Consider the following 12,225-nt stretch of genomic DNA (forward strand, 5'->3'; position numbering starts at 1 on the left):
GGCTGCCGCCCGAACCGTCGATACGGTCTGCACCGCCATCGGTGAGGCCCTCGACGCCTTCACACCCGAAGAATGCGCCAACTACCTCAAAAATTCAGGCTATCAACCTAATGCCATCGCGCTTTAGGCAATTGTCGGCCAGGGGCACCATTCAATGCCAACGATCGCCGGTTACCCGCGGGATTCCTGCCACGACATCAGGCCGGTTCTTTTCGAGCCAGGCCACAGCCTCCGAGCCATCGACGATACACTCGAATGTTTCCCAGGTCGGATCCTCCAGGGATTCTAGCTGGAGGCGCTTCGCCGCGTACTCGACGAGGTCATGGACGCGTTCGTATCCTCGTCGGTGCTCCACGGACTCTGCGATCGCTGTGCTGGCCCACCCTCGTTGGGCCAAATCGACAATGCTTGGAGCATCGGCCTCGCTGAACCATGGTGTGGCATCGAACTCGACACACAGGATATTATCGGCGGTATGGCAAGTAGCGCGGATCATTGGGTACCCTTTCTGCCGTGCCTGCCCGTCAGCCCCTGACCAGGTCCCCCAGCAAATTGGCCGCCACCGTCAGCTTGGCGAGCGTCAGGCCGCTGGCCGCGATCTCCTCGACCAAGCGGCGGATGCGTGTCGCTTCAGGATGAGCGGCGAGCCAGCTGGCAACGGCCTGCGGGCCGGACTCGCCGGTTGCCAGCATGTTGGCGACCAGGGTTCTTTCCGCAGCCGCGATCTGGTCGACGGCGCGATCGATGGCGAGACGTTCGTAATTATCGGTCGCGGGTACGCTACGCGCGGCGGCGATGATGCGATCGAGGCTGAAATCGGCCTCGGCGGCGAAGAAGGTCGTGGCGGCGTCACCGATGGCCCGGCTGGTGCGCTCCGCAACGGTTACGATATCCGGTGCCGGGACCAGGGCATCGAGAGCAGCAAGCTCGGCGGCGAGGTCGGCCGGCACGCCGGCATCGATCAGGTCCTGCCGCCGCTTGGTGCGCCCGGCCAACAAGCCCTCCGGCAGGGTCTCGTCGAGCCCGGCGGCAATCTGCCGGATCCCGGGGCCGAAGCGTGCGATCACGGCATCGAGACCTGCCTTGAAATCGACATTGCGCACGTACCAGACCATGCGGGAGAGCAGCAGATCCTGAATCGCCGCGTAAAGGGTAAGTTGCAATTGCCCATCGATGCGGGTGTCGAGCGCATCGATCGCGGCATTCAGCCGCTTCAGCCCGTAGCATTCATCCACCGCCACATAGGCCATAACAATCGTCGGGATATCGGCATCGGTCTCATCGATCAGGCGTACGACACAGGCCGGGCCGCCGCGGTTGATCACGGCATTGGCGAGATTGGTCGCGATGATCTCCCGCCGCAGCCGATGCAATTGCACCGCTGTCGGGAATTTGTCTTGGACCTCGCGCGGAAAATACTGGGACAGCTCACGGGCGAGATAAGGATCGTCGGGTACTCCGGTGGCGAGCAGGTCATCGTAGAGCGTCAGCTTGGCGTAAGCGAGCAACACGGCAAGTTCAGGCCGCGTCAGGAGCGCACCACGCCTCGTGCGTTCGGCGATCACCGCGTCGTCGGGCAGGAATTCAACAGCGCGGCTAAGCAGCCCGCGCTGTTCCAACGCTTGCATCAGGCGGGTGAGGAAGCCGATTTCGGCTAGGCCCTTCCGTTCGGCGAGGGAGAGCGCCAGCGTCTGCAGATAGTTGTTGCGCAGTACCAGCGCGCCGACCTCCTCGGTCATCGCGGCGAGCAGCCTGTTGCGGTCGCCAGGAGTCAGGCGTCCCTCGCGCTCGGGGCGCGCCAACGCGATCTTGATGTTGACCTCGACGTCGGACGTGTTCACGCCGGCCGAATTATCGATCGCGTCGGTATTGAGCTTGACGCCCTTCTGCGCCGCTTCAATGCGGCCGCGCTGGGTGACCCCGAGATTGGCGCCCTCGCCGATCACCCTGGCACGGACATCCGCGCCCGCGATGCGGATTGGATCGTTGGCGCGATCGCCGACATGATCGTCGCTTTCCCCCGATGCACGGATATAGGTGCCGATGCCGCCAAACCACAGAAGGTCCGCGCGCGCCTTCAGGATCGCGGTCATCACCTCGAAAGGCGTCGCTTGCGGCTTGTCGATATCGAGAAGGGTCCGCAGTTCCGGCGGGAGCGGGATCGCCTTGAGCGAGCGCGAGAACACGCCGCCGCCTGGCGAGATCAGCGACTTGTTGTAGTCCTGCCAACTCGAGCGCGGTAGTTCGAACATGCGCTTGCGTTCGGCGAAGCTGCTCGCCGGGTCGGGCGCAGGATCGAGGAAGATGTCTCGATGATCGAAAGCCGCCACCAGCTTTGTCGCCGGCGACAACAGCATGCCGTTGCCGAAGACATCGCCGGACATGTCGCCCACGCCGACCGCGGTGAAGGGCATGGTTTGAATGTCAGTGCCGAGCTCGCGGAAGTGACGCTTGACCGCCTCCCACGCTCCTCGCGCCGTGATCCCCATCCTCTTGTGGTCATAGCCCTGACTGCCGCCGGAGGCGAAGGCATCACCGAGCCAATGGTTCTTCTCGGCCGAGATCGCGTTGGCGATGTCGGAAAAGGTCGCGGTCCCCTTGTCGGCGGCAACGACGAGGTAGGGGTCGTCGCCGTCATGCCGCAGGATGGAGTCCGGCGGCACGATGATGTCGCCGTCGAGGTTATCGGTGAGTTCGAGCAGCGTACGAACGAAGATGCGATAGGCTTCGGTGCCCTCGGCCAGCCAGGCCTCGCGATTGGAGGGCGGCGGCAGTCGCTTGGGAACGAAACCGCCCTTGGCGCCGACGGGAACGATCACGGCGTTCTTGACCTGCTGGGCCTTGACCAGGCCGAGGATCTCCGTGCGAAAATCCTGCGGCCGGTCGGACCAGCGCAAGCCACCGCGCGCCACCTTGCCGAAGCGGAGATGAATACCTTCGACACGGGGCGAATAGACGAAAATCTCGTAGAGCGGTCGCGGAGCCGGCAGGTCCTCGATCTTGCGCGCGTCGAACTTGAACGAGATCACCGGACGCGGATATCCGTCCTCGCCGACCTGCCACAGGTTGGTGCGGATGGTTGCCTGCACCAGATTGGTGAACCGGCGCAGGATGCGGTCTTCATCGAGTGAGGCGACGGATTTGAGCTGCTCCTCGATCTCGGCAAGCAGGGCCGTCTCGCGTGCCGACCGCTCCGCGTCCGTCAAGGCGAGGCGCGGGTCGAAGCGGGCCTGGAACAACGCGACGAGGTTGGCGGTGATCGCGGCGTTCTTGCGCAGGGTTTCCCACATATAGTCCTGGGTGAACGGTGCGCGGATCTGGTGCAGATAGCGGGACAGCGCGCGGATGGCCGAGACTTCCCTCCAACCCAGGGCCGTGCGCAGGATCAGCGCGTTATAGCCGTCGGACTCGGCGCGATCGCGCACCACCGCCATGATCGAGGCTTCCAGGCGATGACTGAATTCCGGGCTGATCTCGATCGGCTGGCCGTCGCTGGTCTCGATCGTCATGTCGTGCAGCCATACCGCCGCCTGCCTGGCGCCGGGCACGATCTGATAAGTCCGCTCGTTGACCACGCGCAGGCCGTGATTCTCGATCACCGGTACGCGGTAGGACAGCGACAGCGGTGCGGCGTCCGAGAAGACCTTCAGGCCGAAGCGCCTGGGCTCGTCGTGGCCCTCGTTGCGGTGAACCGAAATCGCCACCGGACGCGTTGCCGTGAGCTTTTCGATGACGGCGATGTCGGCGATCGCTCGTTCCGCGCTGAAAACCTCCGTATAGCCACCGGCGAAGGCCTGCGCATAACGGTTGGCGAGCATGCGCGCGCGCATGCCATCGGTCGATGCAGTGAGCGCAACCTTGAGCCTGTCGGCCCAGGTCGCGGCAATGGCGCTGATCCCGGCTTCGAGTGTCGCGCGTTCGACGACGGGCGTTTCGCCTTGATAACGCCCGATGATGTAGTGGACGCGAGCAAGCGATCCTTCGGGGAAAGACACATAGGAGGCCGCCAGCCTTCCCTCATAGGCCTGCGCCAGGAAGTCTGCGACACGTGTACGCACATCGGTGTCGTACTTCTCGCGCGGAATGAAGGCGAGGATGGAGACGAAGCGATCAAACTTGTCCACCCGTGACAGCGCCCGGACGCGGGGGCGCTCGTAGAGGATCAGTATCTCCATGACGAAATTGTAGAGGGTGTCGACGTCGACCTGGAACAGTTCGTCACGCGGATATTCTTCGAGAATATGCATGAGCGCCTTGCCCGAATGGCTGTTCGGGTCGAAGCCGGCGCGCTGCAGCACTCGCTCCACCTTGTGGCGGACATAAGGGATCTGCCGTGCCGAGCGCGTGTAGGCGCACGAGGTGAAAAGGCCGACAAGTCGCAATTCGCCCTCGAGCCGGCCATCGGGCGTGTACAGCTTGATGCCCACATAGTCCATCCGGATGCGGCGATGTACGCGGCTGGAGACGTTGGCTTTGGTCACGATGAGCAGCGTTGGCTCGCGCATGAACTCGCGAATTTCCGGAGTCATCACCACCATTTCGCTGCCGCGACGCAGGACCTTCACATCGGGATCTCGCAAGATGCCGAGGCCTTCGCCGGTCGAAACGTCGTCAGACACGTCGGCTTCGGGTGCGATGCGGTATTCGCGCAGCCCCAAAAAGGTGAAATTGTCTGCGCACAGCCATTGCAGGAACTGGTTGGCTTCGGCGACCTCGTCGATCGGCAGCGGCGGCGGATTGGAAGAGAAGGTCCTGATCGCCTCCTCGATGCGGGCACGCATGGGCTTCCAGTCAGTGACGCAGGCGCGGACATCGTTCAACGTCCTGGTCAGGCCGTCGACCAGCTTCTGGCGGTCGGCCTCGACGTCCAGGCGGGTGATGTGGAGATGGATCAGGCTTTCGCGCGCGCCCCTTGCTCCTTCCGGCAGTACTTCACCATGGAAGCGGATTAGCTGGCCCTGCTCGTCGCGCTCCACGGCGATGATCGGGTGAGCAACCAGGGTGACTTCGATGCCCTGCTCGGTGAGTTCCGCCAGGGTGGAATCGAACAGGAAGGGCATGTTGTCGTTGAGAATTTCGAGCACGGAGATCTCGCGGCCATCCGGCATCATCGGATTGACAACGCGGATATCGGCGTGACCCGCGGTGCGACGCTGCACATGTTGCCACGCCTGCTGGGCCAGAAAGGCTAACGAGGTGGCATCGTAGCCGGCGAGATCCTCGCTATTGGTGTGACCGAACAGCAGCTCGGCAAAAGTCCGCGGGGCCTTCCCCAGCAGCATGCTTCCGGCCGCATCGCGGATCAGGGTTGCCCGGGCCTTGTCGTCACGCCACGCTTCCATAGCGCCCTCCATTTTCTCGCAACGTCCGACCGCAATCGCGATCATCAGCACGATCCTGGAGTACCCCCTTCGAGCGCCGTTGTCTTGACCGCGATCCCACGGCGCGAAATCTCCGGTCTCGCAACTCTGATATTACCACCCCCGGGCGGCCAAGGCGCGCGAAGTCGTGGCGCGCATGCCGAAATGTCCTACAGTGGAGTGCAAGGGCCCAATCAGCCTGACGACCGCCGGCTCGACCCGAGTCGCGCGAAATCCAAAGTAATTTCAATTAGATATGTGTTCGCTATGTAGTCTCATGGCGCACCACGCTTCGCCGTCGCGGGCTACGCGGAAAGCAGCCACCCAGAGCCGCATCACCGCTATCGCAGCTTCGGCTTGGCAGACTAGTTGCGCTTCCGGTTCGCAGAACAGCCATGGAATGAGCATGGCAAGTTGCTTATTTTCCACATGACGAAAGAGCGGGTTAGGGAATTCTCGATCGCGTGAGTTGCAAAGTAAGTATCTTCCTCAACTGACGAAAACTGATCAGCGCGGTTTGCACGAACCGAATGCACCTTGCCAACAAGGCTTTGCTCTCGCTCTACGTTCGTTGCTAGCTGCGACGAATCCGAGACGGTTCATGTTCCGGGGCAGGACCCGCACCGTCATCCTGCGAGATCGCAATGGCAGCGAGTACCGTCCGGTTGCTGATTTCAAGCTTCTGAAAAATGTGATGAAGATGCACCTTGATGGTGCCGTTGCTGATATTCAGGCGGCGGCCAATTTCCTTGTTCGACAGTCCTTCGGACACCAACCGCATGATCTGGCGCTCCCGCTCCGTCAGCACAGCGAGTGCGTTCTCCGTGATCGCGCTTTGCTCGCGAAGGACCGTCTGATCGGTTGTAGGCAGCGGCAATAGCCGCCGGCCTCCGGCAACCTGGCGTAACGACTGCACGAGGATTTCAGGCGTCACATCCTTTGAGATGAGGCTGAAACCGTCGGCAGGGGCTAACATGACCAGTTCACGCTCCACTTCAGCTGAGGTGAAAAAGACGAACCGCGTGGAAAGATTCTCAATACTTGCGATCGACAGAATCTCCGAGCCGGTCGCGCCGGGCATCGAGCCGTCGAGAATAGCCATGTCCGGCGCGAACTTCCGGATTGCTTCGACGCAGCGCGGACCATCGGTGCAAGATGCAACAATCTTGAAATCCGAGTGGGCCCCAAGCACGTTGCTCAAGCCCTTCAAAACCACGGGGTGCCGATCCGCAATCACGGTAGTGATACTACGCACTGGGCAGTCCTCAGCCTGTCCCCCAAAGTTAAACCCCGCGCCCCCACGCTTAGTTCATTTCACCCCTGCTCGATGCCGCAACAGCATATCTTACCATGATGGCATGGCCAATGCCGCATCGCAATAAACGAAGCCGGCGAGAGGTTAGCTTCGCCTTGCGGGCGGTTCTCCAAGGCACTTTGCACAATCCTGGAAGATGAAGGCACCCGTAGAACTGCGGGACGGTAGAACTGCGGGCAAGTACGGCTTTCCACTTTCAAAGCGCGCGGATCAACTTCCGGTACGTGGCTGCTTCGATCGAAATTTTACAACGCGCAATAGACTTCCACGCTTTACTCGCTCAGAGAATGTCGCCTGCAGCACCGCGAAACGCCGTTAACCATTACGAACGGCATACTCCGCGTATCCTGAAGGCCTATAACCAAAGGTATATAGGGATAGCGCTAATTCGAATCTAACATTCGCAAATGCTTATTCACTTTTCAGGCCCTCAAAATCCAACCGCATGTTGTAAAGGAGAAACAATTCTACCCGACTGAAGCAGTCAAAATTCCAGAAACAGAGCAACGGAGAAGAGAACTCAATCGAGCAAAAAACCCGCTAATTCAAGGCTCCAGAATTCAACCCGTTTTTCGAAATTGTCATTTTGCGTAAAGGCTGGGAGAGTACAATGCCGAGGCGGCAAGGTTTTGCAACGTTCATCGTCGGGAAAAGCGTTCTAATCAGAGAGGGAATTGCCAGAATACTAAGCGCGGCAAATTTTCGCACCCTCGCATCGGTGTCATGCATAGATGACTTGTCGCCGAGCAAACTCCAATCACATCCATCGCTGGTTCTCATTGTCCATGCGGGCGATGACTTCGAATCCGCGGTTGAACAAATCGAGCTCCTGCGGGAGCGGCATCCGAAAGCGCGCATTGCGGTCGTGGCCGATCACTACCGGCTACACGAGATGGTTTCGGCATTTCGGGCGGGCGCCAGCGGCTATTTCATCGACGTCATGACGTGCGATGTATTCATCAAATCCATTGAACTGGTGATGATGGGCGAAACAATCTTCCCGCCGGCATTCATGTCGTCCATTCTCGACTCTGAAGGCGACCACTTCGCCAAGGCCGAGCCGCGCATTGACAATGATCGGGCGATCGCCTTCACGACGGACCGCATTACGCAACAATTGTCCCCTCGCGAAAAGTCAATCATGCAATGCCTGATCGCGGGCGACTCCAACAAGTCCATCGCGCGCAAGATCGATATCGCGGAGGCGACCGTGAAGGTCCACGTCAAAGCGATCCTTCGCAAGATCCGCGTCCAGAACCGGACCCAAGCGGCAATTTGGGGGATGAACAACGGTTCACTGGTGCGACCGACGAATGGCGACTCCAATACATGCGAACAATTGCCAAGTTCGATCGAGATGGTCTCAGACATCAAGCAAATCGAAGGACCCGAGCACCTGGAAGCGATCGATCACCAGGCAAGTCACGTCAAGGTTCCTGGTATCAGCCTGATGCGCAAGAACATCAGCCGAAGACCTAATGCAGTGGTGCGGCTCGGCAAATAGGCGGAGCAGGCGCCGACGGCCTTGCGCGCCTTGTGCCGGCGCGGATCGAGACGTGCCAATCGAATCGCTTTTACAGCGCGGTGCTGGTCGGTTGCCAGCGAGGTCCCGAAGCCGCATCGCAGTGGGGGTAGCCACGTTTCCGGCTGTAGCTGGGCGCGATCTCCAGCTTTGACTGACAAATCATACCTGGCATATTGGACGATATCTCGCTGCCACGCTGCCCTGCCATGCTGCCGCGACGTCTACGCTTTCTGTGGCCCCATCGGCCGATCGTGTTTTTCAGTCACAGTTGCAGCCGTGTATCGTCATCCGCGCCATCGCTACTGCGGTAGCGCCAATCACCTCTTTGGTCGCATTCTACCCGACCCTGAACTTCAGTTTGTTCGTCTGGTATTGCGCACCCCGATAGCCGTCCGGATTCTTCGATTGCCAACGCCAATGATCCGCACACATTTGCGCCAACGATCGCACCGATCTCCAACCTAACGTCCTTTCCGCGAATGTCGGGTCGGCATAACAGGTGGCGACATCGCCGGTCCTACGCTCGCCAATTTCATACGGAACAGACCTACCGCTCACGGCCTCAAATGTCCTGATCACCTCGAAAACGCTGTAGCCGTTTCCCGTTCCAAGGTTGACCGTCAGCACGCCGGGCTGCTTCAGGTGGTTCAAAACGCATAAATGCCCGGATGCAAGATCGACGATGTGAATGAAGTCGCGGATGCCGGTACCATCTGGAGTGTCAAAGTCGTTTCCGCAAACCCGAACTTTCTCAAGCTTTCCAACTGCCACTTGCGCCACAAACGGCACGAGATTGTTCGGAATGCCGACCGGGTCTTCTCCGATGAGCCCACTATCGTGCGCGCCAACCGGGTTGAAGTAGCGCAGGATGCCGATCCGCCAGTCAGGGTCGGATTTGCAGAGATCCTTCAGCATTTCCTCAATAAAGAACTTCGTGCGACCGTATGGATTTGTCGGTCCGAGGGGATGTTTCTCATCGAGCGGCAGGTACGCGGGAACCCCGTAGACGGTTGCGGACGAACTAAAGACAAGCGTCTTCACGCTTGCTCTCTTCATGGCTGACAAGAGCCGCATCGTTCCCAGGACGTTGTTCTCGTAGTAGGTCATCGGCTCCGCGTTGGAGTCGGCGACGGCCTTCAGCCCTGCCAAATGGATGACCGCGGTCACTTCGCAAGCACACAGTATCTCGTAGATCGCTTCTTCATCCCGGATGTCGGCGCGCCAAAAAGTGAGCGGCCGGCCGCAGATGGATTGCACCCGTTCGAGCGAGGCTTTGTTACTGTTGGAGAGATTGTCGACTGCGACGACATCGAGCCCGGCATCAAGTAACGCGACAGACACATGGGAACCAATGTAGCCGGCGCCTCCGGTCACTAAGATCATCTCGGACACTTTCCCGTATCGCTCAAATTGATGCTACCGGCGCAGCGCCTCAAGCCGCGCTTTCGCCTCCTTGATTCCTGCGGCGTCGGCTTTCGCATAGAAGTCTTGCGCTTTTGTCGCATCGCCTCGCGTCCCATACGTTCCCCATTTGGCAAGGATCGAGGGATCATAGCTTTCTGCGAGCGAGAAGCTCGCCTGGGCGCTGCCCATCTCGACGGCGCGCTCCAGCACAATCCGTGCAGCGCCTATGTCTCCCTGCCTGAGCAGCGCGGTTGCGCGCGCGAGCAACCCTGCCGTCACCGCGGCCTCCTTCGAATTGACATTGGAATTGGCCTGGGCATCGCCCCGAACGCCCGCCGCTCGTATCCGGTCGGCGACCGGCTTCGCGTTATCCGCAGCCCTGTCCCGCGCAGTCGAGCCGACCGTCCCAGCATTGGGCGCGGGTTGTTTCGCAAGCGCGAGGTCCCGTTCGAGCTGTTCGGACCTGGCCCGCTCCTGCTGCAATGAACTGCGCAGCGCGGCTAGGTCGCGCTCTGCCGTCTGCCTCGTCCGCGCGGCTTCCTCGCTCGCCCTGGCCACCGAGGCAGCCTGCGTTTCGAGATCGCGACGTGCGGTTACGAGATCCTGTTCCAGCCCCGCCGCCCGATCGCGCTCTTCCTGTGCGGATTTGCGAAGCGACGGCGCGCCGTTTGCCGCCGCTTTCTTGAGCTCGGCCGTCTCGTCTTCGAGTTTGCGGGTGCGGGCCTCATATGCATAAAGTGCGCTGCGCGTCATCGAAAGGCCTTGCGCAAGTGCGTCGGCCCTTTCGCGCTCCTTCTGCATCGATTTCCTGAGCTCGGCAGCATCTGCTTCCGCAGCCCGCTTCGCCCGCATGACTGCTTCGGTTGCTTTTGCCGCCAGTGCCGTCTGAGTTTCGACATCGCGCCGCGTCGCCGCAAGATCCTGCTCCAGGCGCGCGGACCGCTCGCGCTCCTGCTGCAGGGACTGCTGCAGCTTCGCGTCGCTGCTCTCGCTTGCCTGTTTCAGCCGGGACGCTTCCTCGGTTGCTTTTGTCGCCAGCGCCGTCTGGGTTTCGACATTGCGCCACGCCGCCGCAAGATCCTGCTCCAGCCGCGCGGCCCGCTTGCGCTCCTGCTGCAGCGGCTTCTGCAGCTCCGCTTCGCTAATCTCGCTTGCTTGTTTCAGCCGAGACACCTCCTCGGTTGCTTTCGCCGTCAATGCCGTTTGGGCTTCGACGTCGCGCTGTGCCGCCGCAAGATCCTGCTCCAGCCGCGCGGATCGCTCGCGCTCCTGCTGTAGAGGCTTCTGCAGCTTCGCGTCGCTGCTCTCGCTTGCCTGTTTCAGCTGGGACGCTTCCTCGGTTGCTTTTGTCGCCAGTGCCGTCTGGGTTTCGACATTGCGCCACGCCGCCGCAAGATCCTGCTCCAGCCGCGCGGATCGCTCGCGCTCCTGCTGTAGAGGCTTCTGCAGCTTCGCGTCGCTGCTCTCGCTTGCCTGTTTCAGCTGGGACGCTTCCTCGGTTGCTTTTGTCGCCAGTGCCGTCTGGGTTTCGACATTGCGCCACGCCGCCGCAAGATCCTGCTCCAGCCGCGCGGATCGCTCGCGCTCCTGTTGCAGCGACTTCTGCAGCTCCGCTTCGCTGCTCTCGCTTGCCTGTTTCAGCCGGGATGCTTCCTCGTTCGCTTTCGCTGCTAATACCGTTTGGGCTTCGACGTCGCGCCGCGCCGCCGCAAGATCCTGCTCCAGCCGCGCGGATCGCTCGCGCTCCTGCTGCAGGGGCTTATGCTGCTCCGCTTCGCTGCTCTCGCTTGCCTGTTTCAGCCGTGAAGCTTCCTCGCTCGCTTTCGCCGCCAGCGTCGTTTGAGTTTCGACGTCGCGCCGCGACGCCGCAAGATCCTGCTCGAGCCGTGCGGACCGCTCGCGCTCCTGTTGCAGAGACGTCTGCAGCTCTGCTTCGCTGCTCCCCCTTGCCTGTTTCAGCCGGAAAGCTTCCTCGCTTGCTTTCGCCGCCAGGGTCGTTTGGGTCTCGACGTCGCGCCGCGACGCCGCAAGATCCTGCTCGAGCCGCGCGGACCGCTCGCGCTCATGCTGCAAAAATGTCTCCGACTCCGTACCGCCCCTCGCCTCCGCTTGTTTCAACCGGGACGCTTCCTCAACTGCTTTCGTCGCCCGTGCGCCTTGGAGTTCGACTTCGCGCCGAGCAGCCGCAAGGTCCTGCGCCAGCCACTCGGCCCGATCGCGCTCCAGCTCGAGACGTTGCAGCAACTCGATATCGCGCCTCGCCATCGTGAGTTCGCGGGATAGTGTCTCCGTCCAGCCGTATTCTCGTTCCTGAGGCCGACCTGCATCACTAGTCGCCGCTTGCGCAACCTGCACCGATCTTTCGTTTCTGCCGCTGCTCGACAGCAAGATCTCGAAGCCGCCATAACCTGCCATTCCGAAAGCGAAATTGCGGGCGGCCATCGCGTGTTGAGCACCAGCCGGGTGTCGCGCTTGTTTCGGGGAAGCCTGGGTTTCCGATGTCCATGTCATCGCGAGTATAGCCGCCGCTATCCACGGGTTCGCAGATCGTCCCTGCGTGGGTGGGCGCCGCTTTGCCTTCCGCGCAAACAGCGTCTCATATGCATCGTTTCGCGACGCGC

The 12,225-nt window shown here is 61.1% G+C and carries 6 protein-coding genes; 1 reads left to right on the top strand and 5 read right to left on the bottom strand.

The genetic code is table 11. The features are described 5' to 3' along the window. Positions 1-151: 151 nt before the first annotated feature. The 3 genes from AC0QUY_RS20160 to AC0QUY_RS20170 form a co-directional block, all read right to left on the bottom strand. Positions 152-496 (bottom strand): hypothetical protein, encoded by a 345-nt coding sequence (locus AC0QUY_RS20160; protein WP_475388082.1) that lies wholly within the window; start codon positions 494-496, stop codon positions 152-154. Between the two features lie 28 nt (positions 497-524). Continuing rightward, positions 525-5,354 (bottom strand): NAD-glutamate dehydrogenase, encoded by a 4,830-nt coding sequence (locus AC0QUY_RS20165; protein ID WP_475388204.1) that lies wholly within the window; start codon positions 5,352-5,354, stop codon positions 525-527. Positions 5,355-5,934: 580 nt separating this feature from the next. Continuing rightward, positions 5,935-6,615, bottom strand: a complete 681-nt coding sequence (locus tag AC0QUY_RS20170; protein ID WP_475388083.1) for a sigma-70 family RNA polymerase sigma factor — start codon at positions 6,613-6,615, stop codon at positions 5,935-5,937. Positions 6,616-7,285: 670 nt separating this feature from the next. Here AC0QUY_RS20170 and AC0QUY_RS20175 point away from each other — a divergent pair. Next, positions 7,286-8,179, top strand: a complete 894-nt coding sequence (locus AC0QUY_RS20175; RefSeq protein ID WP_161850280.1) for a LuxR C-terminal-related transcriptional regulator — start codon at positions 7,286-7,288, stop codon at positions 8,177-8,179. 357 nt (positions 8,180-8,536) lie between these two features. Here AC0QUY_RS20175 and galE read toward each other — a convergent pair whose 3' ends face one another. Both galE and AC0QUY_RS20185 read right to left on the bottom strand, forming a co-directional pair. Beyond that, on the bottom strand, positions 8,537-9,583 hold the full coding sequence (gene galE, locus AC0QUY_RS20180; protein ID WP_475388205.1) for a UDP-glucose 4-epimerase GalE: 1,047 nt from the start codon (positions 9,581-9,583) through the stop codon (positions 8,537-8,539). A gap of 33 nt (positions 9,584-9,616) precedes the next feature. Further along, positions 9,617-11,869, bottom strand: coding sequence for a coiled-coil domain-containing protein (locus AC0QUY_RS20185; RefSeq protein WP_475388084.1), 2,253 nt, complete (start codon positions 11,867-11,869; stop codon positions 9,617-9,619). Positions 11,870-12,225: the final 356 nt, after the last annotated feature.

Source organism: Bradyrhizobium sp. WYCCWR15520 (assembly GCF_056174665.1).

What these genes read in the sequence shown, in the direction of transcription:
- AC0QUY_RS20160 (WP_475388082.1), bottom strand. Translation starts at nt 496, where the DNA reads ATGATCCGCGCTACTTGCCATACCGCCGATAATATCCTGTGTGTCGAG.
- AC0QUY_RS20175 (WP_161850280.1), top strand. Translation starts at nt 7,286, where the DNA reads ATGCCGAGGCGGCAAGGTTTTGCAACGTTCATCGTCGGGAAAAGCGTT.
- galE (WP_475388205.1), bottom strand. Translation starts at nt 9,583, where the DNA reads ATGATCTTAGTGACCGGAGGCGCCGGCTACATTGGTTCCCATGTGTCT.
- AC0QUY_RS20165 (WP_475388204.1), bottom strand. Translation starts at nt 5,354, where the DNA reads ATGGAGGGCGCTATGGAAGCGTGGCGTGACGACAAGGCCCGGGCAACC.
- AC0QUY_RS20185 (WP_475388084.1), bottom strand. Translation starts at nt 11,869, where the DNA reads ATGGCGAGGCGCGATATCGAGTTGCTGCAACGTCTCGAGCTGGAGCGC.